The sequence below is a fragment of the Pseudomonas sp. Emmai genome (assembly GCF_055179735.1).
On sequence record NZ_CM143685.1, the window covers coordinates 2,523,349 to 2,549,596 of the forward strand.

The following is a 26,248-nucleotide window of genomic DNA, read 5'->3' on the forward strand; positions in this document are numbered from 1 at the left end:
TGAATCAGTCGGTCGAGATCAGACCCCTCATCAAACGGTATCCATACCCGCGAATGCTCTGAATGGCATTGGTGCCATACATGTCTTTGATTTTTCCGCGAAGACGACTGATTGATTTTTCCAATGCCCTGGGGTCATAAAAATTGGTGTTGAGTCCCATGATCCTGGCGATTTCATCGTGACTTAATATGTGGTTGCTGGTTTGCGCAAAGGCTTCCAGGATTTTCATTTCTGCAAAGGAAATGTCCAGCTTGTTGCGGGTGCCCAACAGGCATATACGCGTGGAGTCCAATACCAGGTTTATTTCCCTTTGCCATTCATCACTGCTGAAAAACTCAGACAGAAATGCGGAGCTTTCATCGGACAGGGTGTTGAGTTTTATGCAGCAGTCGGCACCCGCAAGATAGTACTTCATCTTGTTGTAAGTGCCCCGGCCGGTAATAACGGCACAGATGATTGGGTTTAAATTGATGGCGCGGAGGTTTTCCACGAGCGCCAGGCTCTCATCGAATGCTTGAGCACTGTCGATAATGATGAAAATGGCACGATACCCATCCGGGTGTTCATTTTTCTTATGCGAAATAGTGTATGAACTGGCATCAAGCGTTATATCAGAGTGCACGTGCCTTGCGACTAATGCTCTAAAGTTCTCCGCCACGCTGCGAGTACGGCCCAAGGTGAGAACCCCTGGCTCCTCATTTGTCGGGCGCTGGCTTCTAGTCGCTATTTTCCCTGTAAGCATCATGCTTTTTGACTCGAATGGGTGCTGACATCAGGATGTTAAAGCACCGGTTCTCATCTGTGACTGACAATTGGTAACATTCAAATCGGATTTCAGGGCGGGATTTCCGAGTTTTCTAACATAAACAAAAGGTTTTCAACCGTTTAGTTGCTTCTTGCAGGCAGTTGAACTAATGAAATGGCGCCCTTAGATGATGGCAATATGGAATTGTGCCACTATTTTGATTCAGCAGCGAGTGGTATTTATAGCCAGAAGGCCATCACGGTATTGACGGGTGATTCCGGGCTATTGTCCCTCTAAGAATGCGAATATGTGCGCTCCGTCACATTTTTATCGGGCGGGTTCTAGCCTCCATACTTCGGAGTTCTGGTGAGTCGTTAGTCGGACGATTAATAACAAGTCTTGAGTGCGTGGTTTGATAAGACTTATTATCCGCTGGAACCCTCCGCTACATGATCCTGGTGTGCCAATTGTTTTATAGGCGATGAATGTGTATCTGCCCATTTAACACTGCTCAGTTATTAAATAATTATGCGCCGTTCATTAAGAATGGCTTGACGGAGGATTGATGGATTTTTGGACATTTGTACAAGTACTTGTTTTGGGTGCGGTAGAAGGGCTGACAGAATTCTTGCCCATTTCCAGTACTGGGCACCAGATTATTGTCGCCGACTTGTTGGACTTTGGTGGCGAACGCGCCATGGCGTTTAATATCATTATTCAGCTGGGTGCCATTCTGGCTGTCGTCTGGGAGTTCCGTCCGAAAATATTCGAGATCATCAAAGGCATACCGACCCAACGCAACGCCCAACGTTTTACGTTGAACTTGTTGATTGGTTTTCTCCCAGCCGTTGTCCTCGGTGTGTTATTCGCCGATAAAATTCATGAGTACCTGTTTAATCCGATCACCGTCGCCGTGGCGCTGGTAGTGGGCGGAATAATCATGTTGTGGGCCGAGCGAAGGGAGCATGTGGTGCGCGTCGAACATGTTGACGACATGCGCTGGTCAGATGCTTTGAAAGTGGGGTTTGCACAATGCCTGGCAATGATCCCGGGTACTTCCCGCTCAGGTTCGACCATTATCGGCGGATTGCTGTTTGGACTGTCGCGCAAGACAGCGACCGAGTTTTCGTTTTTTCTGGCGATGCCAACGATGGTCGGCGCCGCTGTCTATTCAGGCTACAAGTACCGCGACCTGTTCCAACCCAACGACTTGCCCGTATTTGCCTTGGGTTTTGTCACGGCCTTCATCTTTGCGATGATCGCCGTGCGTGGCTTGCTCAAGTTCATCGCCAGCCACAGCTACGCGGCATTCGCCTGGTACCGGATTGCCTTCGGTTTGCTGATTTTGGCCACTTGGTGGTTTGGATGGGTGAACTGGACGACGGCGACAGCGGCCTGACCGTGAGGGGCTAGCGCCCCTCAAGCAACTCCGCCGCCTGGTCCAGCAACACCAAAGGCTCTTTGGCCTTATGAATATCCACCGACAACAACTGCCGAAACTTCCTCGCCCCCGGAAACCCGGTACCCAGCCCCAGCACATGCCGAGTGATATGGTGCATCGACCCACCGGCCTCAATGTGCGCCGCAATATAAGGCCGCAACTGCGCCAACGCCTCGGCCCGAGTAATCACCGGCGCCGTACTGCCAAACAACTGCTGATCCACCTCAGCCATCACATAAGGATTGTGATACGCCTCACGGCCCAGCATCACACCGTCAAACGTCTGCAAATGCTCGTGGCAGGCTTCCAGCGTCTTGATCCCGCCGTTGAGAATAATCTCCAACTCCGGAAAATCCTGCTTCAACTGCGCCGCCACGTCATAGCGCAGCGGCGGAATGTCCCGATTCTCCTTCGGCGACAACCCCTCCAGAATCGCAATCCGCGCATGCACCGTAAAACTCGTACACCCCGCATCCCGAACCGTACCGACGAAATCACACAACTGCGCGTAACTGTCCCGCCCATTAATCCCGATCCGATGCTTCACCGTCACCGGAATCGACACCGCATCCCGCATCGCCTTCACACAATCGGCCACCAACTGCGGATGCCCCATCAACACCGCGCCGATCATATTGTTCTGAACACGATCGCTTGGGCAGCCGACATTGAGATTGACCTCGTCGTAACCGTGATCCTGGGCCATGCGTGCGCAGGCGGCCAGGTCTAGAGGGACGCTGCCACCGAGTTGCAGGGCGAGTGGGTGTTCGGCTTCGTTGTGACGGAGGAAACGGTCGTGATCACCGTTCAGGAGTGCGCCGGTGGTGACCATCTCGGTGTAGAGGAGGGCGTGTTTGGAGAGTAGGCGTAGGAAAAAGCGGCAGTGACGATCGGTCCAATCCATCATGGGTGCTACAGAAAATTTACGATTCATAAAGCCTTGTATTTAAAGGTCTTCAGCAGGTTTTTGTGCTATCGTTCGTGTACATTTCAGGTGCCAAAATGACGGTTTTGGTACACCTGGGGTACACGCCGTGTGCATCAAAGGTATGCATCGGGTACGGGTAAATGAACAGTGAGTGAACACGAGCATGGCTTCAATTCAAAAGCTGCCAAGCGGCAACTGGCGTGTGCTGATTCGATCAAAAGGGCACAAGGCGATCAGCGAAACATTCACGACAGAGAAGCTGGCAAAAGCCTTTGCGAAGGAAAAAGCGCGTCAGCTCGAAGAAATCAAAGCTACGGGTAGAGCCGCTGCTCCCAAGGGCACAACTGTTAGTCATTATATCGACGAATACCTCGAACACATACAGCATGGTCGTCCCCTGCAGCGCAGTGCTCTATTCATCTATAAAGCCCTCAAGGAGAGATTCGGCAAAATTGGGATCGGAAAACTCTCAAGCTCTCACCTGGATGCCTTCATTGAATCCAGAAAAAAACAGGGTGTTCAGGGCCAGACAATTGCAGGCGATCTGTCGCTTCTGTCATCTGTACTTCGCTACTGCAGCAACACAAAACGTCTTGATGTTGATGCTGAGCTTGCTGACAGAGCACGCAAAAGCTTGAAGATAGATCACAAGCTGCGGATCAAAAGCCGTGAGGTGGAGTGCGTACCGACCCCGGCTGAAATTGACTCGATCATCGGCGTTTTCGAGAAGAAGAAGCGACAAATCATCGATATGCCACGGGTGATCAAATTCGGGCTCTACACGTCGATGAGGCAAGCAGAGATATGCCGGATTAGGATTGAGGATCTTGATCGGGAAAATAAGACAGTCATCATCAGAGACCGGAAGCACCCAGAAGAAAAGGTTGGCAACGATGAGACTGTTCCACTTCTTCCGTCAGCCTGGGAGATTGTTGAGAATTTCATTGGAGACCGTAAGTCCGGGTGTATTTTCCCTTACAACCCAAAGTCTGTATGTACAGCGTTCACACGTGCACGTTCGAAGGCAGAGGTGACTCGCCCAGTTCGCTTTCACGACCTTCGGCACAAAGCGATCACTGACTTTTTCGGCATTGGGCTTAATGTTCCACAAGTTGCTTTGATGAGCGGCCACCGCGATTGGCAAACCCTGAAGCGCTACACGCACGTCAAAGCATCTGATGTGCACGCTGCTTATAACTCCCTGAACATCAAACAGCAGGACGCCAAGCATTTGAATGAGCAAGTAGCATGGCTTGTTCAGCAGATGGGCGAGATGAGGGCTGCGCAAGTGTGATCAATAAAAAAAGGGGCCACCTGGCCCCTTAGTTTTAAATGCAGCGTCTAATGAAATCGTCTTGATCAGTTGCCATCAAGTCACTGATGAAGTCCATAACCGCGTTTTTTGGATACAAGTAGGCAGAACCAAAGCGGATTGGTTTCGGGCCTTTACCGTGCGTCCTCCAGTACGTCAAAGTTTCAAGGCTAACTTTTGCAAGCTCACTGATATCTTCTGCGGTGTAGCAGTTGATCTCGTCTGCCATTTTGCTCCTAAGGTCGCTCATGTCAGACTGCTCCGCCATGAGTGAACCCGAAGCCTTTGACCCTGGACATCAGGAAAGTGCTTACACCGCCTACAGGGTAAAAAAAGCTATTCCCCGTGTATGCGTAAGCTGGGCCCGAGCCATTCCTCCTCCAATTGTCGAGTGTAGATTTGCTCACGTTGAACAGATGGGCGATATCATCTTCGGTAAGAAAGCCCATGTCTTGCGCGATTCCCTTTTGCATTTTGCTATCTCGAAAGCACCCGCCATCATGACCGTCAGTGCCTCCTCTCTCTCTAGAAACCCGGTGTCGTACCTGCGGCTTGTCAATATATGGAATATGTTTTTTGTTGCGGAGTCAAGGCGCAAAGTGCACTTTCTTAATGGGTCTACCTAGAGCATACCCTTAAATAAAGTATGCTGAGACTATACTTTGATGGACTTACTTAACTTATTGAAGAAATAAAAAAGCCCCGCCGGAAGAGAGACCGTGCGGGGCTAGGGATATGCCAAGAAGAAAAAGGAAGTAAACATCAAGGCATTACTTATAATACCGAATTCTTTTAATGTGTGTGTTTTGTTGTCAAATGTAAATCACCAATTTCGTTTTGAGCAGGGAAGCCATTAGTTCCAGGGTTTTGCTTGATTCTTGCTAAGACTATGTGGCCTTCCGCTTTCATCAAGTCCATCAGTTGTTGCATGTCAGTTTTTGTGGCTTTGGCGATTTTGTCTTGAATCGATTTGCTGATCTTGATTGCAGTTGGGTTATTGCCGTCACCGTAAAACCTGTGCCAGAAGTGACGGCCTGCATGCTCGCCTGACATCACCTGCATCTCTACAAGTGCTGATTGCCCACCTTTCTTTGTTGTTTGGTTTTTGACAGATCTGAACTTAACCATAGCGTCGTGGGTTGGCATCGTCTTCTTAGACTGCGCCCTGGCATCGACGATCTTGATGTCGTCTTGTCTGCGGAATTTGCGCTTTAGAGAGTTGATGTGCGACTTAGCGAAGATCTTGCAAGAGCGCCATGCAGCTGCCTCCTGGCTTTCGCCTGGACTTGGCCGGTTACGGGTGTACTGTCTGTCCCGGAAGTATTCATCACCTGCATGCTCAGTGTTGTCGTACTCAAACAACCGCTGAGCAATCTCTTCTTCGGTCGACGAAGTGATCATGCCTCCCACAATGCGATTGAGCTGATAAGACCGTCCCATTGCACCTGTCCCACCTGTGGCTTTACGTGCGGCCCCCGGCTTGTATTCGACATCTAGCCCATAGCTCGACTGATGTAGCTTGTAGTCGTCGACGTCAGCTGGTTTGCCAGGGTTGTAAAAGCTGATAGCGAACTGCTTGCGATCAGGGTGCGCGGTGTACACGTAAAAGCAGTGCGACAAGCTCTTCCAGCAAGGGTCGAGGGCTCGAAGCATTCTTCCCCCAAGGAAGTCATCGATCTGCTCCAGGATCGCGGCGTAGATCGTGTCGTGCTCTTCCGGGAATACTGGGCGCGAAGGCCTCAGGATGATTCGGAAGCGTGGGGCTTCAAGTGTGTGAGAGTGGCTCGTGTACACGATGTGCTCAAGGCACAGATCGATCAGAGCATCTTCGACTTCTTCGAGCTGAATCATGTCGTCGTCATATCCTGCGCCGAGCTTCTGATCGACATCAAAAACAATCAGTGTGGAATTGATCACGTTTTCGGCATGACGTACTGGGATGCGAAAGTTAGCTGGCACAAAAGTTGAAGCACGCTCTTTATCTACAAGTACAAGCGGACTTGCGAAACTCCTTTCAAACAGCTCATTCAGGTTGTTGGCCTTAGATGGCGCCAAAGTGTTCGTGGATGCCCAGGATTGCGTTGAATAGTTAATCATTTGACTCTTCCTTTTTGACGAGTCTTGCGCTCATCTGTATCCATTAAACAAATGGAGCAAGGGGGCATGCAATACCTTTGTTCAATAAAATATTTTGACTGGGTCTTGGGTGGGTCTTCGGGTGCTCATTACTGGGTCATTAGTGTTTATTTTCTGAGTGGTGTTGACTACCGAGTCTTTCTTAACCAAAGATGGCTCAATCGCCTCAAGCTACCCCATCTACTATGCTCGATTTTCTCCTTCTTTTTTATTTCTTCTATATAGAGGGGGGGTAGGTGGGGTGGGAGGGGGCTGTAGAACATTTGGTTAAGAAAAACTTGTAAGTGCTGAGGTCGACGCCGTTCTATGTATAAGTGAAACATTTATTTTGTCTATTGATGCTTGATGGTATTGCGCAGTCGCTGGCTCTTTTTTAATACTGTCTATATCGGGGCAGTATAGAACCTCGAAGACAAAAGGAATGCATTATGAACACCGCTATATTAAACACAGCTGATGGGGAAGTGAGCGCGTCGTTGAAAGAAGTGACTGTTATCGCGAACGATGATCAGGCACTTGATAAGGCTGCACAGTGCAGATCAGACTTTCCAACTCACACGCGGTTGGTATCCATTCAAGGAAACGTCCTTCGGGCCGTTTCGGTGGCTTACAGAACAGCGTCTGGTCTACACAGCGATGCTCGTGGACAGATCACTAAATGCATCTACAACCTTCCGAAGGTAGATATCGCTCTGCTTATCGCGGAAAACGATCCGAGCGATGAGGCGTTCGACAAGGCTGCATTCGAAGTCGCACGGGATGCCTTCGTTTCTGGAAACCTTGAAGCTAAGGCCACCATCCTCGCCAAGGCCGCTGGCCGCCACCCAGAAGCTTGCTACAACCTGATCCAACGCAAGATATCCGATATGACCGAGAAGATGAATTCGAAGTCGAACCATTTCACTTCCTTGGGTGAAGTCCCAGCAAGCCCAGAAGCAGTCAGGGACGCCATCCTCGCCTCTGGTGGTAAATACCTACTAAACCTGCCAACAGGCTACGGCAAAACATCAAAGATCTTGGAGCCGGTTCTTCAGGAGTACCTCTCCGCAGGCAAGAGAGTTCTTGTCATCTCCCATAGACGCTCCATCAATAAAAACATCGCAAACCTGCCTGGTATGGTCAGCTACGAAGAATGCACTCGTCCATCGATGATCGAAAACGCAAAGGGGCTCAAGATCGTAGTCAATTCCATTGCCAATCATCAGTTCAAGGCTTTTGTAGAGTCAGCTGATCTGGTCGTGATCGACGAAGCATCCCAAGTAATCGCTCATGCACTCGGTGGCGAGATCAGGGAGCGACAAGCGGTTTGGAACACTCTGAACTTTGTCGTCAAAAACACGGCTAATGTAATTATGAGCGATGCCGACATCGACAGCCGCTGCCAGGAGATGATCGGGTCTAGCCGATTGTTTTCTATCAGTCAGAATCACTCGAACATCAAGGTGGTTACCGCTGAAATCAACCGTGTTCGCGCCATGGCCATCGCCGCAGCGACGAGCACTGTGAAGCCACGCAATGTCCTTATCGCTTGCGACGTTGTGAAAGAAGGTTCGGCCCTGGCAAAGTCGATTGAGAAAGTAAGTGGAGTCGCTCCGCTGGTTATCACTGCTGATAACGCTAAATGGACTGAGCAAGCAGCGTTCATTGCTGACCCTAACTCCTCGAAGCACAGGGTCGTGATTTACAGCCCTGTGATCACTTCAGCGCTCTCAATCACCTCCGGCCACTTCTCAGCTCATTTCGGCTTATTCCAAGGTCAGGTGATCCCTCGTGACGCTATACAAATGCTCCGCAGGAATCGCACTGCCAGCCTGTTCGTCGTGGGCATCAAACATTCCGCATACAGCAAATCTGAAGCTGTTGAAATCGCGTTCAAAAAAGAGCGCATCAGGATAGACGAAGCACTCTCTGAACTGCCTATCGATGACGTTACCAAAGCCAGGGTTCGCGCAGCGGTTTATGCAGAGTCGAAGCTATCTGGATTCAAGGCAATTGAGTACAAGCACTGCGCTGACGAGGCGTGGATGAAAGACAACATTCAAAATACGCTCCCGGCTACGTTGCTGGCACAGGGTTTCCGTATCCGCGTCTTGGTTCATAACGAAGCCCTCAGCAAGAAAGGATTCGTCGCAGATAGCCAAGGCCGCCAGGCAGTAAAGAAGGAGATAGTGTCGAAACTGCTCGCATCAGCGGCGGCAGATAAGGTCACCACCGACCTAGTAACTGAAGCCGGGTCTGTTGACGAAGCACAGTTGCTGGCTGTGATCCGGGCTCGTGCCGAAGCGGTTATGGATGTTGATTACTTCACCGCTGGTGATGCGAAGGTTTGGGGCCTGGGTGAAGGTGAATCGAAGATCCGGAAATTCCGCCAACTCTTCAATGGCGTGCTGTACGAGACTTCGGGCCAGCCTGACGTCCTAGACATCCTGAGAGACGCTGTAGCCGTCATGTCTGAGACCAACACTTGGAGCGCCCATGCAAGCATCGAACTCTTCGACAAACTCAACGCGATGCGCTCTGAGGTAATCGGTATGGGAATCAAGATCGGGTCTGCCAAGTCGGATCAAGCTAAGCAAGCGGACATCAATAAAATCTTGTCTCAGTTCGGCCTGAAGTCCAAGAAACGCGAAGGAACTAAGAGTGTTGACGGCAAAAAGAACTTCTTCTATGTGATTACCCCTGATTCACTAGCTCAAATGAGCCGCTACATCTGAATGCAAAGAGCCAAGGAAGGCGCAGTAATATACCCAATATAAATATTTTGCCAAACTTGCTAATGGTTATTGAACGGCCCCAAGCTCATCCCTAACATGGAAGGTACCTGTCCTGTCCTGTCCGCTACCGGCGTCGGTGAGGTTGCGGCTATCACCATTGACTCGGAATACGCCATCAAAGGTGAGGCAGGTGCCGACCTAAAATACGTGGAGCGCTCCGGTGCCGCGATTGGGGCAGGTAGAGATTCACTCAAAAGATTTGGAAAAAAATGGCGTCCTACGATCTTGGTATGTTGGAAAACAGCGGCGTTGCCGAGACTGGAACCGAACGGGCTTTGCGGGCTGGGTAAAAGAACGACAGGATAGCCATGTTCGCCTTAAACGTCGCGAGTGCCCTGGAGAAAGGCCTTGGCTGGATGGGCTATTTCAGCAAAATATCCGAGCCGGATTTTCAGGTTCACATCGACACTGAGTATGGCATCAGCTCATCGGCAGAAGATCTCTCGGCGCAAAGAAAAGCCCCGCAGTGCCTGGCTGTTTTCTATTGATCAACCTCGATAGAGGCTCGTATCTCGCGGTAGTCAATATCATAGAAGTTATAATGAAGTATTGTGTGGAGATTCCATTGATCAATGGTGTCACCATGTTCATCAACCACGTTGAAATTAGTCAGCACAATTGGATTGTCAATACCTTCAGTGCCTGAGTTAAAGCTGGATTTATCACCCAGCAGGTATGAGTAGGTCTCGTCATATGTAATCTCTAGGCCAGCGAACTTAGACGATAGGCGGCCCCAGCCATAGACCATGTCATCTATCTCAGCGAGTATTTCTATACTGTTTTCGTGGCGCCAACCCTTGTTTGCGATCAAGGTTTGAAACTCAGGGACAGACAATATTTTCATGCTGCATTCCTTTCAACGACTGGCATATCTGTATTGTTGCAATGATCTTACATGTCCTCAACAATTTTTTTGTGTATGTCTGAAGATAATCGGTAGGCCATCTCAAAACTGCCCTGCCAGCCCAGAAAATCCAACTGGGTATGTAACTCGTATACCCATAAAATAAATTCAGTAATTCGCGAAAACTGGCTCGTTTGAATGCAAAGGTGCCCAGCAGAACCATTAAGATTATTTGAAGTGATCGGCAGCGGCCTTTGAAAGTGCTTGGGCATCCTGTAGCGCACGGTGGCCTTTTCTGACTGGCAACCTATCGTAAACCTCACCAGCTGCATCCCGGCCAACAAAAGACTCAATTGGCTGAACGGCAAAGGTCGGCTCAATACCGGCTGCCTCAAACAAGTCATCCAACCAGAAGCAGTCAACCGGATTGTCCGAGCACAGCGTTTTGTCGTCAAACAGGCGATTCATCTCTTGCGCGACTGCTAAGGGTGGTTGGCCCTGATTGATCAACTGCTCACGGCTCAGGTAATGCATGTCTTGAGCATCGTAGCTCCAGTGATCCCAGTAGCTCGCAGGTTTGATGAGAGTTTGATACTCACCGCCAGGGAAGACGACAGCGACTTCTAGAGGGTAGCTATCAGGGGCGATTCCAGAAGCCTCAAAGTCGACGAAATGCGTTGCTTTCTGGGCTTCATGAAGCAATGGTGCAAGCCGTTCTTTGGCAAGATCGACTTTGAAACAGACAAAGCCGGAGGAATCGTGCCTAACGACAATGCGTTCTTTCTTGAAACTCAGCCAGAGACCCTTGTGATTTTCGTCGAGCTCCATCTCCTGCACGGAGTCGCCGAGAAGCTCAACAACGGCTGCATATCCAGCGCGCTCGATGGCTATCCGGAAAAAGCTCTCGACGTCTTGCATCCTTACCTCCAGATCCCGCGCTAGCGCTATGCCAATGGCCATCTTGGCGGGGGGGTAGGCGTGGAGTCAAACGACGTTGCGAGGCCCTGGTGTGCGGTGATACGTTGCCTTGATAGATAAGCCACAGTTCGGCCACGACCTTTCGCGTATTACCCGTGAGCACTACATTACAGGCAAAGCAGCGATCAACTTTGCTTCACCAGGCGGTACTACAGGCGGGTGGCATTCGATTGCCTACTTTGATCGCGACTCCGGGGTGCTGAAGCTGTCGGTTGCAGGCATCCGTTATCCGGATACGATGGTTTTTTTTGGTGATGCTGGGATCTTTGATGCCTATTCGCTCTGTCGTGTCAACGACATTGTAAAAATGAGAAAAAAATGTAGAGCCACGGACTGCGAGGGTTTCAGAGGAGGCAGGTCAATAACCAGAAGGAAATCAGCTGAAAGTGTAAAAATAACTCAGAAATCTACCCGTCTGTTTACACTTCTGCAAAATGCTCGATCAGAGCCCTGGGAGTCCGCATCTGCGGCGATCATCCGGAGGTTCAATTAACCATACGTAGTAGGTCATAACAATCCAAAATGCGGTGATCTGCTATTGACGATTTGCTGGCTGGGAAAATGATCAGCGTCTTCAGTTGTCGACAAAACTGGCCTGCCGTTTAGACGGCTTGTTAGGCATGACCAGATCTCGCCTTGTCGATGCTCGCATGCGAAATAGAAAGGCATTCCGACCTCGCTCAGTTAAAGCTCGGTGATTAGGAGGTGAAGAGGCGATACTTCAAGGACAAGATTGTCGCCGTTGATCTGATGCCTTGTTTTTTTAGGGGCTCAGACGTGAATACATAGGTGCTTCCACTAAATTGTCGGTCTGGGTCACGGGCGTCCAGAGTTCTTACGGCGGTTGCTGAATCTCTCTCACCGATGTACGAATTCAAGCCTACGCGCCCCCAGAATGTAAACAACACCCAATTTGGATCGACATTTATGCAGGGCGGTCAGAATTGATGATTAGCTCGCTGTTCTCCATTTCAAGCCCTTCGGCCTAGGAACCCTCACTGCTGCTACCGCTGCGATAGTGCTTCTATCGCCATATCGCCCGCATAGCAGCGGGCGAATTACTTTGAGGCTAGAAAATAGGGCACTTCCTAACGCGATCTCTGCATTGACCTCAGGAGTGCTCCCCACCCTGCATTCACCTCTATTAGGTTGCCTGGTAGGGTGGCTTAAGGTTCAGCAGCTGGTGGTACACATTGATAGTGGTGTCGTTGACGTAGCGTGTTTCCTCGTAGTACCAAGCTGTTGCCTTTGGCATGAGCATAGCTTTACGGCGGAGATTTTTAGGCCTACCTGTCTCAAAGCCTTTGTATTCTAGATTTCTGACATACGTTTCATATTCTGAGCAAAGTTTAGGAAAGTCTTCAGAAGATGTATACACGACAACAAATATCGGGCTTGTGCCCGTGGAGTTATATCCACATATCTTGTCCAGATGCTCTTTGATTACTGTCCGATTAATCGTATTGCCCAGTCGAAAAGCCTCGATGATTGAGATTAAGTTTCCATTGCCGTCCTGTATCCAACCGTCAGTTTCACCAACCTGTTTTCCAGAGCCTGACCATCCCATGCGTGATTGATCATGGACTGTCCATCCGACAAAATTCATGCGTTGCTTGATCAGCGATACGAGCCAATCATTGATCATGTCTTCATCATCCAGTTGGATGATGGAAGAAGACTGCGTATCAGCTTTCTTCCTGAGCAGGTTTCCATTTCGCATTAAGAGTTCATTGCCCACCTGCTCTATTATCTGAAGGAGATAGGTGTCAATCGAGTTATTAGGCTCCATCAGGATCTGACTTTGATCATTAGCGTTCATCGCACGAATTCTGAGCCAGCTATTTCTCAGATCAGCTTGGACTGAATCGATTGTAGGGGCTTGGGGCGGAGTTAGCTGCAGAGGATAAGTAGCCTGTTGAACTAGGATGCCTGATTCGATGCTAGCTAATTCGCTCAATACAAAAGGTGGTAGCCCGGTCGTCTTCGAACGAAGAGTTTGTATATAGCTGAGCGCCTCATGGCGGCGACCCGATCTTGACAAATACTCCGCGCGTTCGGTGGCAAATTGGTAGCTATCCCGCTGTCGGGTTGTGGCCATGCCCCAGAAGTTGCTGAATTCGTTCAAGTGTGCTGTTTTTAAGCAGAGCTGAAGTATGCTGCGCAACTCATCATCTGGTAGTTCAGAATTCTTTAAGTTAGGGCGAGATTTCTCGAAGATAGATGTCCATGTTTTTAAATGCCCCCTAAGTTGCCTGGAAGAGTCAACGGAAGCTGGCGCGGATAAGGCGCTCTTGATAAGGCCTGTAGCATTTTGTAGATTTGGCGAAGCTTTTACCAATTGAGCAAACTGCCTAATAGACGTATCGCTATCAATCGTAATGTTGAGGCTCGCAATAAGATATGATTTAAATTCATTGACTGATCTGACAACCTCCTTAGAGTCGTTCGCTATCTTGAAATTACGGATTAGCTCGAGCTTTTCTTTAGTAGGTGGTTCTGGATTGTCAAATATGACTTTCAGTGCTATCTTAGCAGTTAGTTCTTCGGTCTTGTTTTTATGCGTTTTGTGCGCAGAGTCTCTGATTGAGTTTAGAAAGTGTGTGGCAATTCCTATATGGCCATTATTGGCAGCTTTGAGTACGATCTCAAAAATTTCCGGAATCCAATTCGGGGATTCTTTTCCTATATCTCTACTTGTAATAATAGATTCGATTTGCTCCTTTCGTTGCTCTGAGATTGTCTTCTCTAGGAGTGTAAAGAGTGCGCTCAACGGAGTGGTTGTAGAATTCAGGGCAGGAAGAAGATCATCGAATTGCTCATCATTAAAATCGTTTGCCGCTGCGCAAAAGGCTGGCCACAGACGAACGGGGCTGTAATCAGAGTTGTCATTTGAGTAGTTCAGCGCACCAGAGTAATGGTCGTGTGCAAAACCCAATCGCGTTATGAGAGATATGAGTTCTGTGCCAATGTCATCTCTTGTTTGGACGTCTCGCGCTCCGGTGAAGAGTTGAAGTAGGACGCGCAAATGTAGTCTCACAGATGAGTTCAGGCTGCTCGACTCCGCCGCTGATAGCTCTTTTTTCCGATCATAGCAAGCTTCCAGAGCAAATATCCATTTGGATCGTTGGCCTTTAGATGCACATTGATAGAGTTGGGCCCAGGGTAGTTCGTCAACCGCTAAGGGGTCGTCACCGCCATGGGATCGACCATCAAGCCTCTCTCTTAGGATATTTAGGTAACTTGATATGAATACCTCACATAGTCCTTTCAGAGTTTCTGTGCTTGCTGAGTTTGGATTCGCCTGGATCAGCTCGATACACCAAAAAATAATGATCCACTCTCCTAGTGGGACAGGATCGAATGGCTCTCGAGTGAGTATGGCGCGTTGCTCGATAATATCAGTTAAAAGCGGAAGATGATTTTCAATTAGATTCTGCTTATAACCAAGCGATGTTACGCAGTTTAGCGAGGTGAGAGCGTTTCTTAAAGTTGAAAGGCGAGTATCTGCGATTGCTTGAGTGCGCGAACTGCGGGTGATCTCGTGATCGGCGAACCATGCGACCATTTCGCAGATTGCCTCAAGCGCATCATGTATATCTGTATGCTCGAAATAATCGTCGTAGGCCAGACAATAGATTTCAAGACCTTGACTCCACACCAGATCCTGCCAGATGCGCTCATATGCAACTTTATCGGAGATAGGGCGTGCGATTCTGGAAATACTTTTGTATAACTCGATCAGTCCTATATGACTTGTAGGCCTGTGCGAAAGTAGAAAGCATAGGTAGGCTGAGTCGCCTACATAGGTGAACAAGAGATTTATTAGTTTTGGTGTCGTGTATGAGAGTTCGATCAATTTTTTGGTAATAGGGAAGGTGTTGCGTGGCGAGTAGGTATTTTGCTCGTGTTTTATAATTAGCCACACCAGGCAATCCGATACACGATCACGGTCATGAAAACCTCCTCGATATCCTTCCGCGAACCAGGTGATTTTTTCGAGTAACGTATTCTTAGGTTTGCGCATCAAGTTGTTTATGACTTGAGCTAACGGGATTAAGTTAAGTGAGTCGTTGTAAACGATTTCACTGGTGGCCGTTGCTGTTTCTATTTGTGTTAACGATTCAACGCGGTTGTAGCAAATCGCGATGTCGGCGGCGCAAGGTTCCCAATCTTCACGCAGACTTTCGTCTGCAACTACGTAATTGAACGCACATTCAAGAAATTCGTCTAAATCTACGCCATGGTCAAAGTCAATTTCGAAAACGTATGGGCGGTCAGCCACAATGCGCATTCTGGTCGTATACTCTTCGAAAGCTTCTCCGGTATCAGTGATGTCGTTGCGTAGCTTCTTCCACACAAAGGTGCCAACGCCGAAGATATCATCATCATTGATTGAAAGTTTTACAAAGTCGTCCGTAAAAGTTAAGTGTTGCTGGAGTAGTATAAGCTCGTCGGGAGTGATTATGCTTTTAGGAACTCTTAAATGCGGTGCTGCCAATTCCCCACCTTGATAAGAAACTTCGTAAAGTAGGTCGTGAGCATTTAATTGGTTGCGGAGTTTTGTGGGCATTTGTGGTGACGGAGTGACGGTTCGCTGAACACACAGATTATTATGGGGGAAGCTGATCATCCGAGCTTCCTCCAGATCCTCAATATTGACCGGATAAGCTAGGCAGTAATCTCCACTATCAATGGCCGGCCAAGGCAGCCTGGCCTCAATCAACTCTTTTACTACCTGTCTTGTTAATGGCCGAGGGTAGACAGTTGCTCGGCAGATCAAGTTCGCCACCAATTCATGTGTACGGTTCGGCTGCGCTTGCGACGTTACTGGATGATGATCCTTATAAAGTGTGAGCTTTTTTTCCAGGTCTTTGATCAGCTCGTATGCACTCATTTACTTCAACACTCCATGGTTTTCGTCACGTAACCGACGCCTGAGCCAAGCTTACTGAATGAGCCGGCACCATCGAACTTCGATATTGATTTTGTTTACTCAGGCCAGGTACGTCGATTGTGCTACGTCTCCCCGGCGATAGGGTGCCGTTTTGCCTGTAATACGCGCTTGTTATCTCAAGTATTGTCAGAGGGCTGAACGGTCGGCCACAACCGGTCGACTGTCGTCCACGAGTAGCCAAGCTGCCGGGCAGCCTGGGCACGGCTATAGCCTTGAGCTTTCAATCGCTGAACCTGATCCTTTCTCTCCCGGGCTTCAGCCACCACTGGCGCTTCGAGCTTCTGCGGTTCTGCAGGAAGAACGATATCCGCTAATCCCAGCGCTTCCATTTCAGCGATGGCGGAGAGCATCACCTCGCGAGGGGTCTGGTGTTGACTGGCTGCGATGACTAAGCCGAAGAAAGTTGCAGCATTTACCTGTAGGGCGTCAGCCAAGGCTTTCGTGGAGTCCACGGTGGCTGTAGTTTTCGAGGCCTCAAGCTTGCTGACGAACGACTGGGCAACCTCGCCGGCGATCGCGTGCTGATGCAACCCTTTGGATCTACGTAGTAGCTGAAGCACGGCTGCGTAAGGGCGGCGCAGTGACATTTTGACGTCTCTTCAAAAAGAGACGGTATGCCGCGTTTGCCAATCAACACACAAATATATATAGTGATATCAATGTTGATTGCGCTGGTTTTATGGACTCACTCCGCGACGTAGGCAGCCCAGTCGCTGTCAATTTATGCAAACCCTTGAAGGAGCAAGAGCCTTGACCGGCCCAGTCCAGAGTGAACTTCTCCTAGCGATCAATGAACCCTTGCAGGGCACCTCTGCTTCGGCAGAGGAGGTTATTGCAACGCTTGCTCTAGGCTCGTCGCTCAAGGCTTATTGCCTGGTTGAGGAGTGGACAATCTTTCGCGCCGACCTAACCCCCGAAGAAATCGCAAAGGTTCACGCTACAAATCACCTCCCGCTTTTTGTGTTTGCCCACAAGGTCGTCTATGACAGTCGAGCCCGCTTCCAACCCGGCGATTGGGTACGAAGCAGCATGGCGATCTCATTTAATGGCGAGATGTTTGAAACCAAGAACACCACTTACGTGCTCATGGGGGACGGCCAAGAGAGAGTGGCAAGCTTAAAAACGATCTTCTCTTTTTTCTAATCGAGGCAATGAGCTGAGAAACCACTACGCATATTAGTATCCACAGCAATCACAGCATTTGATATTGGTAAGGCTCGCAGTCACGCGAGCTTAATGGCGCCTCTTTGTCTAAATTTTAAGATCTTTGTCGGTCTAGAGTTAGGACGGTCATCATGAAACTAGGAGTTTTTTGTGTTCAAATTCGATTGTGTAAAAGTAACGGGCAAGGTCGACTATATTAAAGTTAACTCTGATCACGGAGATAGCTACAAATCTGTCATCAGCATTGACGGCCAGGTTCTTCCAAACCTTACTCTCTCGAAAAAGATGTACGAAGAAATGGAGGTTAGAGAGACCGTTACGCTTTACGGCTTATTCAAAAACTCTGCGAATAAGGAGAAAAATTCTGGCATCGTGTACGGCATGCATAAAGAAAACGGTGCCAAGACATTTGCAACTCACATTAGATTCACCGTTCCGATCCTAATGGTTTTTTATGCAGTTCTTGCCTTCTGCATAGTTTTTCCTGTGGGATGGCTGGTTTCCATTGTACCCATGATGAATTTTATCGGAGGACAACATCCTATGATCATGGAATACACCAGTGTAGTGGCCCTCGTAGAGGCAGCCTTGGCCTCGCTATTTTTTTTATGGGCTGGCTGGAATATGTTGAAAAAGACCTCCGATCCGGAGTCCTGGAAGACCGTTGACGCGGCGGAACTTTCGAATCGCTTTAGCAAGCTCCATAAGTAAGTCTGGCCGCGAGGCCCTTTCTGAAGGATTTTTGTACTGTCTTCATGCTTAGGCATTGCTACGAAGAAAATTTTAATCCGAGGCACAATATGTTCAGAACTCACAATACTGATATGGCTGGCCTGCCTGGGATGTTCGGAGAAGGCCTTGCTCACTGGCACGCCGTGTCTCGGAGCTTGGCGACGCATTGGTATCACGTCAGCATTAAGCAGCGTTACGAAGATCGCCTCATTTCCCAAGTGGAAATGCTTAATGACGAGACTAAATTGTTCGAACTCATCTCGGCGCAAGGCTCTGACCTCGTCATAGATGAGCTCCAGGTCGTCACTCCGCCCTGGCTCAATAAAAGCGGCAGCTGGCGGATGGAAAGGCTCACGTCGGTTTCTGTTGGCTATGACAAAAACGAGATCCCAGTGTCCCGACTGGAGGTTGAGAGCGGCGCCGTGTACGTCGACGTTCACGATCCGACCTTCGATGCCAGCACCCTGACAAACCTTCGGAAGATTTACTAAAAAAACGCAAGGTTTCCCAAGCATGTAACACGATTTTTCCACTGTAACATTGCCATTGTTACATTCTAAAAGTCGAGTTACAGCCCAATGAATATGCACCTGGGAGCGGATAAATGCTGAATACGATCAACGTAGATCTGCATGGTAAACGCCTTACAGATTTTCATCTGAGGCGCATTGTACAAGCAGAGGTTCAGTCATTCGATGAGCCCATTACAGCTTATCTGAGCGACGTGTTCGTTTCTTCTTGTACAGCGATCGGTGTGGTCTTTGGCCATAAGAAGCGCGAGGAGCTTGGGCGGTTTGCAGACGGACAATTTGTGCGGACATCAGAAATTTGTTTTGCGAGAAAAGAGGGGAAATTCTGGGTGCTCACCACGATGAACTCGCGTTACGTTGTGGCATCCTTTAAGCGCGGTTATGGTAGGGCTAGCCTCAGGACATTCCTGCGAGCTAGGCAGGGCCGCTATGTCTTTACGGCCCCTCCGGTGCAGTAGAGCGATGTGCATCTGATTGGGCAGGTTCCGTTTCGGGGAAGCTACTTAGGCTCACCGGTGAAACTCGATATCCTGAACGAAGCCGGCACAAGCGCTTGAGAAGGCGGATCAAAATCCTCAATCAAGAGCGCCTGTACCATATTCACATATCTTCATCAGCTACAGCGGTATCACTTTCAGTACCTTCATCCTCAACGTCGGCCAGGTGCTTTCGTCGTCCTCATCCGGGTAGTTGCGAATTCCTTCATAGTGAGCCTCAATCTCTTTCAGGCCCGCGCACTGACGATATAAAGGCTCAGTCGCATCAATGACATCATGCTGGATAGGACTATCAGCCAGCGCGCTCAGCAATTCACTATCGCTAGTAGCAGTATCAACATATAAGTAACTGATCAAAAGTTTCATATGAGGCCCAGATCTCCATACTCATCGTGGGCATCATGCGCTGATGGGGATATTTCGTGATACAGTTGGCGACGTTCGTTTGATGTTCGGTGCGTGGTCTACTCGGAGGACTTTAACTTTCATGGTTGGCCACTGAACCACGTCATCGCTTGTAGGGAAATTACGGTATCGCTCAAATGCTACTTCTACTTCGCGTATGTTCCGACAGTGGGCATACAGCGGATGATCTTCGGTATCAACAAAAGCGGAGTCGATTCCACAGAAGTTGTCCGGATGGGCCATTGAATAAGCATCAACCGTGGTATCAACCAACGTATAAAAAATGTCGTATCTCATGCGCTTCTTTGCTCTCAAATAATTTGATTGGATCAGCACGTCAATTTGCCAATTGTTAACAGATGAAATGAGAAAATCAAGGCGCAGAATTGAAGAAAATTTACTGAGGCGTATTCAAGGATATTTTTGTATATGTGTCGTACTGTATGTATGGTCAGCTAAATTTACATAACTCCGTATAACTTGGGGATGGTGTGGGACGCGAGTTGACCGAAAGTCAATTTCGAGCAGACAAAAAATAGTTAAGAAATTTATAAGTCCAAACGAAGAGTGCTGGTCAATTCGTCGGCTTTTTATGCAAAGTGCTCTGTACGTATTGAGATTCATATTTGATTGAGCCTGTACCCTAGCTTCCAATATAGGTAGAAAAGTCTACTCAATCAGATTTGCTCTCCATCCCTCCTATCGAAATTCCATCGTCGGAGTTCGACCGTAAGACGTTGTAGGTGGTGGCTGTGTGAATACACAGTTTGATGGTTTAAAACATCCATCATGAGCGCTGCCATTTTCGGCTCCCCCCTTTGCCGGAGGGGGAGTCCTGACCAATCCCCTGGGGCAATTTTCAATCGGCAGTTGGGACAGTTTTCAATCAGCGCCAACAGGTTGCGTCAAACTCGGTCTCTGCTGTTTGAGAAAAGCCAAGCACATCGCAGAAAGCTACCTATTTCAGCGGGACAGCATGCGTCTCGTCGATTTCGGGTGTCATTCTGGGCACACTGAACGATCAATATGAAGTGGCCAGACGGCAGCCAAGGTAGCGTGGAGGCTCTAGCTTAGGCTTTGATCACGGAGCGGGCCAGGATAGATCACCGAAGTGACAGCTTCGTGCGGGCTCTGAAGGACAGCTGAACTCGCAGCCGCTATAGTGCCCGTTTTCGGAAAATCACGGGCTGGAGCAGGGAATGGCGGCAAAAGGCAGCAATACGGGTAGGACGTATCAGGAAATTGAAATCCTGGATAACAACGCATACCCAGCTATGCGCGCAGAGACACTGCTCAACGAAGATGATGAGCTTGTGATTCCTGTTAGAAACAAAGAACGTCCTCATTTTCGAAGGATTGGTGCCTTATCTTTTGGTACTCGCGTTGGCCAAAGCGAAGCCGACCCTGCGCACAATAAAAGTGTTGATGAAATACTAGGAAAGCTTACGGCAACTAACGGCGTCGAACTTTGTGTATATGTATTTGATGAAAATAGTGTTAAGCATACACAGGTGATTTTTTCCACCATAACAGGTAGCAATTATCGCTGGGTGAAGGAGGGGGATGCTAGAGTCGCTTTCAGCGATGGACGATACATTCAGCCTGATATCGCCGGTAGAGATGCAAATAAGTTTTTTCCCAGGTCTAGCTGTCCCAATATCATCATCGAAGTAATTCGCACTCACGAGCCGGACTTGGAAACGTTCAAGAGACTCTACGAGCTTTCCAAGACCAGCACAATTGTGGTTTTTTACTACATCAATGAAAGAACCTGGAAAACCAAACTGAACAATGTCCTGCTTGACGCCAATCCGTTTCGTCTACGCATCTCCCGTTATATGATCAGTGGCTCAGTCTATAACGGAGACACTGAAAGCTATGTTCGCAATAAGCATGAGACACTGGACGATTGGTACCTTCGCCTTACGAACTCATATTTTAAGTTAGCCAAAGAAGCTGTGAAGGTTTAGCCCAAACCTCATAGAGTTATAGGTTGATCTAGAGGTCTCTCTTCGTGTATATGACCACCCAGTTTCATTTGGCCATAGTAAACGCAGGGGCCTCTTCCCTATTCTACAAAGGGCTCCAGCATCGACATGATACGGTCGGCGAGGTAAGCGGTTTTTTTACGTGCGTCGGCTAACCCACGCCAGTATCCGCGTCCCTCGGCGAGGAATATTGCAATCTTGAAGTCATTGGCCTGTAGCGCTGATTCGAGGGCCGCCAGAGCGAAATCTCCATGCTCGCTGAACAGTGCGCGCTCAGATGCGATTATTGCTTCACTTTCAGTCTGATAGCTGCCACGCCCAACGATACCGTCGATGGCGTAGCACCATTCATCGCTCTGATGTGAATTATTGATTTCTTCGTGGCCTGACAGACTCTCGCCATGCTCCCATACAGTGGGTGAGTCGAAGCTCGGCAGACGTATTTCTCCCTCAAAATATTTTCTTAGCGTGATATGAGGAAATATAGGGTGAATGTTTTTCATAAGTGCTGGAAATCTCGTAGTTGCTAATCCTACTCTAGATTTAAAACATCAGTAGGAGGGCGTTTCTATACTTTGAAGGGGGAGAGTCCTTTTATACAATATATAATCTACTAACTTGGTCACAACGAAGTTGCACTGAAAATAAGTATCTTCGATGCGGCAGTGAATGTTGAGCGGGTATTTAATTGCTTGTTAGGAGGCCAAGGCGTGCCCCTCCGGGGACGGCTGTCGTTGAACCAAGCCCCTACGTGTCTTGGCCCTGGCGGGCTTCCATCCTCACGTCTTCGGCCGGGCGGCCTGCGCGCTGCGCTTGCCTAAAGCACAGGACGACGTTTCGATTTTTCATCGCGGCTTCGAATGGCTGCGGCGGAAGCTGCGGGCCGCGAAGGTCGCAAAGCACTCGTGATGGCTTTTCGCGACTACGAGCTGAACTGCTGGTAGCATATGTCCAAATGTCGAACAAATGCTGTATTTATATACAGTATTGGAATAACGGTTATCTACCCAACACCGACGCCGGGCCAGTGCCCTGCGTTGATTTGCTGACGCGTATCAAGAAGCGATGCGTGTGCTCGGTCTGCTAAGCGAGTCGCTGGTCAGGGAAGCCATGCCCAACATTGGATTATGTATGGATACGACTCAACACCCGAATACGACGCTACCCGGTCACGCACCCTTGCCGTTCGATGCGACGCTCCTGTTCAAGGCGCTTCAGTACCAGCTGCTCGTTGCCGTGGAGCATTGCTATGACCTGGCACCTGACGAGTGCCTGTGGCTCGAAGTCCTAGGAGATGTCACGGTTCCTGGAAAAAGCCAGACAGAGGTCAAGCATTACACCGATAACCTCACGGATAGCCATGCCAATTTCTGGAACACCCTGAAAAACTGGCTACATGAAAACTTTGATCGCACCTCCTTCAAGAGCCTGGTGCTGCTGACGACGCAGGAGTTCGGAGCGCAAACCTTGCTCAAGGGATGGAACACGGCCACTCCCGCCGAGCGGCTTTCGATCATGGAGAGTATCGTTGCATCCTCTCAAGCGAGTGCCGGCAACAAGGCGAAGAAGGAGTCCGAGGCCGGGGAGGTCATTTCCAAGCCCTCGAAGTCCCAGTCGCTTCAACAGTACGTGATGACTCTTGACCGCCGTGGCGCATTGATGGAAGTGCTGGAGCGGATGCACATCACAACAGGCGCCGAGTCACTGGAGCAACGCCTCAAGACCTACGAGACCCGTTATCTCAAACCCATTCGACCGTCCAAATACCAGCAGTTCATCTATGAGCTGTTGGGCTTCATGTGCAGCCCAGAGCTAGTGATCAAGGGGTGGAAGATCACCCATCAAGCTTTTACTGACAAATTGTCAGAGCTTACGCATCGGTACATGAAGCATCCGAAAACTTTTCCCCCAGTGGATATGGCGGCCCTCAAGAAGAGCGTCGATGTCGAAGAAATTCGGCCCATGCCGTTTGCTCAGAAAATCACAGAAATTGGTGGAGAGCAGTACCTGAAGCGGGCAGCTCTGCATCGAGTGGTTGCCCAGACGACGATCTCCGATCTGTACACGGATGGCGTGCTCTTCAAACCAATGGTGGATCTCTACCTCAGCAATCATCTTACACAGCACCAATACGGGCGTGATGCGGCGATGCTCGGCTGCACGGGGGTTACCTGTTCAACCCAGCTGAGTACCCGATCCATGATGTTCTTCCTTGAGCGTAATGGTTTGCCCCCTGAACCGTTCTGCGGCTTGGAACACACGATGCCCGAATTTCGCAATGGCATCTATCACTTGCTCGCAGGCGAGAAGCCCGAGGATGAGGATGACGAATTTCACTGGAGGCTGTGGTGATGACAACTCAAATCTCTGATCACCTGTATACCTTGCACAGAACACCTTTTGCGTTGGCTCCTGTTATCCAGAGCTTTTATCAGCACTGGGAGCCAGTCGAAAAGGATGTACTGCTCAGCTACCTGATCCTTCCCCTCGTCACCTACAAGCCGATGCATGCCTTCCTGCACAGGGCGCGACGGGACAGTTCGCTGCGGACGATGGCCTCCGACTCAGAAAGGCTCATTGGGCTGGCCCTTCGTGTTGAGGAGTTCAAGCCGATCACCAACGCTTCCTTGCTTATCCTGGCCGCTGAAAAAAGTCTGGAAATCACGTCCGAGCTGTCCGTTCGATCGCTCCAGAAGCCGCAGTCGGTCAACTCGGATAAGTCGTTGCTGAGGTACAGCCAGAAACTGGCCATGGTGCTGTCTGGCGAAAACGTTGTTTCAATTTACAGGATGTTGGGGCTCAAATCGCTATGAAGTGTTACGTACAATACATCGGTGTCGTGGACAGTGATCATAACGTCCACCACGTCCCCTTTGAGCCTGGTCTCAATATTGTGACCGGCAAATCCTCCAAAGGTAAAAGTGCAATCCTCGACATTTTCGATTACTGCCTGGGGAGCTCCGAAGACACGATCCCGGAGGGCATTATCACGGATCGTGCGAAGACATTTTTTACCGTACTGCGATTCCCGAGCATGGCAGTTGTCGTAGGGCGAGCGGCGGCCAGCAACCGGTGTTTTTTACGCGAGATTTCCGGGCAAGCAGTGGACAACGTGCTCCAGCTCATCGAAGACGTGGATACGTTCTTCACTTCCAATTTCTACCAACCCAAGGCCGACTTCCTTAAGAGCCTAGGGCGCTACTTCGGTGTCACGCTGGAGAACATCGACACAGATCCTCTGCAGCAGGAGATGACCGGCAAGTGGAGCGCCACACCTTCGGTGCGCAGTTTCCCGTCGTTTATGCTGCAGCATCAGAACCTGGTGGCCAACCGGCATGCGATTTTCTATCGGTTCGAAGAGAAGCGTAAACGTGACCAGGCCACCGATCACTTCAAGATCTTCATGGATATTGTTGGAGAGGATTACTTCGATCTTGCGAAGCTCCGTACTGAGGCTCTGTATGAGCTCAAGCGTGCTAAGGCTCAGATACCAAAGCAGGACAAGATCAAGGAAGATTACCTTTCTGAATTCGCAACCCTGTTGAAGGAGTACGAAGCGTTCGCCGGTGTGCCGCTAACAGAGCTCACGCCTGAGGAAATATTGGCAAAGCCCAAGCCAGCGTTGGAGCGCCTTACAGGTCTCTCAGTCAGAGTTGATGGCCAATCCAGTGCTTTTGAAACCAGACGGACTGAACTGCGCGAGCAGAAAGCCGTACTGATGGCCAGCATTCAGAAGGCGCTCAATACTCGCTATCTGCTGAAAGTATCTACCCAGCAGGCGTCGGGTTTCGCGGAATCTGTGACCGCGTTGCCCATCCCTACGACGACCAACCTTGAACACGCGGCCTGCCCCGTTTGCGCATCGCAATCGGATGTGGCTGAGGACGAAGCCAACAAATTGTCGGCAGCGATCAACTGGCTGAATGATGAACTCAAGGTCTCGTCCTACGCGCGGGAAGGATTCGGTGAGGAGAACCGGGCGATTGAGGAAGAGCTCAAAAAGCTTCGCAAGGAGCTCGCGCTCGTAGAGAAGGCTCTGAAGCCCCTAGACGATGAAGCGGATCGGCTGGAGAAATCAAAGTCCGCCGATGGCGCGGCTCAGAAGGCCAAAATCAAACTCGAGCTCGCCATTGAAAAGCGCATCGCGAATCCCCCATCCGAGGCAACGGGTATGGCGGATTTCTGGCAAAAAGAAGTTGATAGGTTTGATGGGCTTATGTCCCAGTACGACGTTGAGTCAAAGCTGTGGGCGCTTCAGAACGATATCAACAAAAAAATGAAAACCTTCGGAAAGGACTTCGACTTCGAGGAAACCTATAAAACGGGCTCTTTAAAATTTGACGTAGAAACCTTCGATCTTTGGCATGAGCGGCCCATCGCTGGTGGCCACTTCAAAAAGGTATTCCTGCGCTCGATGGGCAGCGGAGCCAACTGGTTGTATTCGCATTTGACACTGTTCATGGCGCTGCACTATCAGTTTGCGGCTTATCCCAAATGTAAGGTGCCGCCGATCCTATTCCTTGATCAGCCGACACAGGTCTATTTTCCCTCAACAGATGATTCTGATGCATTCAAAGCAGATGATCTGCGTGGGGATAGAAAGACTGCCAAGACTGTCGACGAGGATGTAGACGCTGTTTCGAAGATGTTCACCAACCTGGCCAGATTCTGCGATGTGACGTTCGAAGAAACCGGCGTCATGCCGCAGATTATCGTGTGCGACCACGCCGATAAGTTGCCGCTGCAGGGCAACTATGTCTTTGAGAATTTCGTTCGCGCTCGGTGGAGAACCAGGGGCCTGATCGCGGAGTAACCCGAGA

General features: G+C 49.5%; 22 protein-coding genes and 1 pseudogene. 13 read left to right on the top strand and 10 right to left on the bottom strand.

Going from position 1 to position 26,248, the window contains the following annotated elements; genetic code table 11:
- Window positions 1-4: 4 nt before the first annotated feature.
- A complete protein-coding gene (locus tag ACY4LX_RS11445; RefSeq protein WP_149658945.1) occupies window positions 5-745 on the bottom strand; it encodes a winged helix-turn-helix domain-containing protein in 741 nt (246 codons plus the stop codon).
- Window positions 746-1,310: 565 nt separating this feature from the next.
- On the opposite strand from ACY4LX_RS11445, the gene ACY4LX_RS11450 reads away from it, so the two are divergent.
- Entirely contained in the window at window positions 1,311-2,144 is an 834-nt protein-coding gene (locus ACY4LX_RS11450; RefSeq protein ID WP_463259923.1) for an undecaprenyl-diphosphate phosphatase, read from the top strand.
- A gap of 10 nt (window positions 2,145-2,154) precedes the next feature.
- Here the strand turns inward: ACY4LX_RS11450 and dusA are convergent, their stop codons facing one another.
- The gene (gene dusA, locus ACY4LX_RS11455) at window positions 2,155-3,120 is read right to left on the bottom strand and encodes a tRNA dihydrouridine(20/20a) synthase DusA (RefSeq protein ID WP_463259924.1); all 966 of its coding nucleotides are present in this window, start codon (window positions 3,118-3,120) and stop codon (window positions 2,155-2,157) included.
- Window positions 3,121-3,277: 157 nt separating this feature from the next.
- Between dusA and ACY4LX_RS11460 the strand changes: the two genes are divergently transcribed.
- Window positions 3,278-4,408 (top strand): tyrosine-type recombinase/integrase, encoded by a 1,131-nt coding sequence (locus ACY4LX_RS11460; RefSeq protein ID WP_463259925.1) that lies wholly within the window; start codon window positions 3,278-3,280, stop codon window positions 4,406-4,408.
- Window positions 4,409-4,442: 34 nt separating this feature from the next.
- Here ACY4LX_RS11460 and ACY4LX_RS11465 read toward each other — a convergent pair whose 3' ends face one another.
- Together ACY4LX_RS11465 and ACY4LX_RS11470 are read right to left on the bottom strand one after the other, a co-directional pair.
- Window positions 4,443-4,655: a helix-turn-helix transcriptional regulator gene (locus tag ACY4LX_RS11465; protein ID WP_463259926.1), complete on the bottom strand. Its 213-nt coding sequence runs from the start codon at window positions 4,653-4,655 to the stop codon at window positions 4,443-4,445.
- Between the two features lie 563 nt (window positions 4,656-5,218).
- Window positions 5,219-6,523, bottom strand: coding sequence for a hypothetical protein (locus tag ACY4LX_RS11470; RefSeq protein ID WP_463259927.1), 1,305 nt, complete (start codon window positions 6,521-6,523; stop codon window positions 5,219-5,221).
- A 467-nt stretch (window positions 6,524-6,990) separates the two neighbouring features.
- On the opposite strand from ACY4LX_RS11470, the gene ACY4LX_RS11475 reads away from it, so the two are divergent.
- Window positions 6,991-9,276, top strand: coding sequence for a replication protein RepA (locus tag ACY4LX_RS11475; RefSeq protein ID WP_463259928.1), 2,286 nt, complete (start codon window positions 6,991-6,993; stop codon window positions 9,274-9,276).
- Between the two features lie 368 nt (window positions 9,277-9,644).
- Window positions 9,645-9,824 (top strand): hypothetical protein, encoded by a 180-nt coding sequence (locus ACY4LX_RS11480; RefSeq protein ID WP_463259929.1) that lies wholly within the window; start codon window positions 9,645-9,647, stop codon window positions 9,822-9,824.
- Here ACY4LX_RS11480 and ACY4LX_RS11485 read toward each other — a convergent pair.
- Window positions 9,818-10,180, bottom strand: coding sequence for a hypothetical protein (locus ACY4LX_RS11485; protein WP_463259930.1), 363 nt, complete (start codon window positions 10,178-10,180; stop codon window positions 9,818-9,820). The genes ACY4LX_RS11480 and ACY4LX_RS11485 overlap by 7 nt on opposite strands.
- A gap of 228 nt (window positions 10,181-10,408) precedes the next feature.
- Window positions 10,409-11,098 (bottom strand): hypothetical protein, encoded by a 690-nt coding sequence (locus tag ACY4LX_RS11490; protein ID WP_463259931.1) that lies wholly within the window; start codon window positions 11,096-11,098, stop codon window positions 10,409-10,411.
- 112 nt (window positions 11,099-11,210) lie between these two features.
- Here ACY4LX_RS11490 and ACY4LX_RS11495 point away from each other — a divergent pair.
- A pseudogene (locus tag ACY4LX_RS11495) lies at window positions 11,211-11,429 on the top strand (hypothetical protein); the annotation flags it as partial.
- Between the two features lie 873 nt (window positions 11,430-12,302).
- Here ACY4LX_RS11495 and ACY4LX_RS11500 read toward each other — a convergent pair.
- Entirely contained in the window at window positions 12,303-16,052 is a 3,750-nt protein-coding gene (locus tag ACY4LX_RS11500) for a hypothetical protein (protein WP_463259932.1), read from the bottom strand.
- Window positions 16,053-16,228: 176 nt separating this feature from the next.
- Window positions 16,229-16,699, bottom strand: a complete 471-nt coding sequence (locus ACY4LX_RS11505; protein ID WP_463259933.1) for a transcriptional regulator — start codon at window positions 16,697-16,699, stop codon at window positions 16,229-16,231.
- A gap of 163 nt (window positions 16,700-16,862) precedes the next feature.
- Between ACY4LX_RS11505 and ACY4LX_RS11510 the strand changes: the two genes are divergently transcribed.
- The 4 genes from ACY4LX_RS11510 to ACY4LX_RS11525 all read left to right on the top strand — a co-directional run bounded on the left by ACY4LX_RS11510 (window position 16,863) and on the right by ACY4LX_RS11525 (window position 18,996).
- Window positions 16,863-17,255 carry a DUF6957 family protein gene (locus tag ACY4LX_RS11510; protein ID WP_463259934.1) on the top strand — a complete coding sequence of 131 codons (393 nt, stop codon included), beginning with the start codon at window positions 16,863-16,865 and terminating at the stop codon, window positions 17,253-17,255.
- A 171-nt stretch (window positions 17,256-17,426) separates the two neighbouring features.
- The gene (locus ACY4LX_RS11515) at window positions 17,427-17,987 is read left to right on the top strand and encodes a hypothetical protein (protein ID WP_463259935.1); all 561 of its coding nucleotides are present in this window, start codon (window positions 17,427-17,429) and stop codon (window positions 17,985-17,987) included.
- A gap of 89 nt (window positions 17,988-18,076) precedes the next feature.
- Complete coding sequence (locus tag ACY4LX_RS11520; RefSeq protein ID WP_463259936.1) at window positions 18,077-18,499, top strand: hypothetical protein; 423 nt, start codon at window positions 18,077-18,079, stop codon at window positions 18,497-18,499.
- A gap of 113 nt (window positions 18,500-18,612) precedes the next feature.
- A complete protein-coding gene (locus ACY4LX_RS11525; protein ID WP_463259937.1) occupies window positions 18,613-18,996 on the top strand; it encodes a hypothetical protein in 384 nt (127 codons plus the stop codon).
- Between the two features lie 159 nt (window positions 18,997-19,155).
- Here the strand turns inward: ACY4LX_RS11525 and ACY4LX_RS11530 are convergent, their stop codons facing one another.
- Window positions 19,156-19,401, bottom strand: coding sequence for a hypothetical protein (locus ACY4LX_RS11530; RefSeq protein WP_463259938.1), 246 nt, complete (start codon window positions 19,399-19,401; stop codon window positions 19,156-19,158).
- Window positions 19,402-20,639: 1,238 nt separating this feature from the next.
- Between ACY4LX_RS11530 and ACY4LX_RS11535 the strand changes: the two genes are divergently transcribed.
- The gene (locus ACY4LX_RS11535; protein ID WP_463259939.1) at window positions 20,640-21,410 is read left to right on the top strand and encodes a hypothetical protein; all 771 of its coding nucleotides are present in this window, start codon (window positions 20,640-20,642) and stop codon (window positions 21,408-21,410) included.
- Window positions 21,411-21,508: 98 nt separating this feature from the next.
- Here the strand turns inward: ACY4LX_RS11535 and ACY4LX_RS11540 are convergent, their stop codons facing one another.
- The gene (locus tag ACY4LX_RS11540; RefSeq protein WP_463259940.1) at window positions 21,509-21,931 is read right to left on the bottom strand and encodes a hypothetical protein; all 423 of its coding nucleotides are present in this window, start codon (window positions 21,929-21,931) and stop codon (window positions 21,509-21,511) included.
- A 628-nt stretch (window positions 21,932-22,559) separates the two neighbouring features.
- Between ACY4LX_RS11540 and ACY4LX_RS11545 the strand changes: the two genes are divergently transcribed.
- The 3 genes from ACY4LX_RS11545 to ACY4LX_RS11555 are packed head-to-tail and all read left to right on the top strand — an operon-like array spanning window position 22,560 to window position 26,241.
- Window positions 22,560-23,780, top strand: a complete 1,221-nt coding sequence (locus ACY4LX_RS11545) for a hypothetical protein (RefSeq protein WP_463259941.1) — start codon at window positions 22,560-22,562, stop codon at window positions 23,778-23,780.
- Complete coding sequence (locus ACY4LX_RS11550; RefSeq protein ID WP_463259942.1) at window positions 23,780-24,241, top strand: three component ABC system middle component; 462 nt, start codon at window positions 23,780-23,782, stop codon at window positions 24,239-24,241. The genes ACY4LX_RS11545 and ACY4LX_RS11550 overlap by 1 nt, the downstream gene beginning before the upstream one ends.
- Window positions 24,238-26,241, top strand: a complete 2,004-nt coding sequence (locus ACY4LX_RS11555; protein WP_463259943.1) for a DUF3732 domain-containing protein — start codon at window positions 24,238-24,240, stop codon at window positions 26,239-26,241. Before ACY4LX_RS11550 ends, ACY4LX_RS11555 begins: the two co-directional genes overlap by 4 nt.
- Window positions 26,242-26,248: the final 7 nt, after the last annotated feature.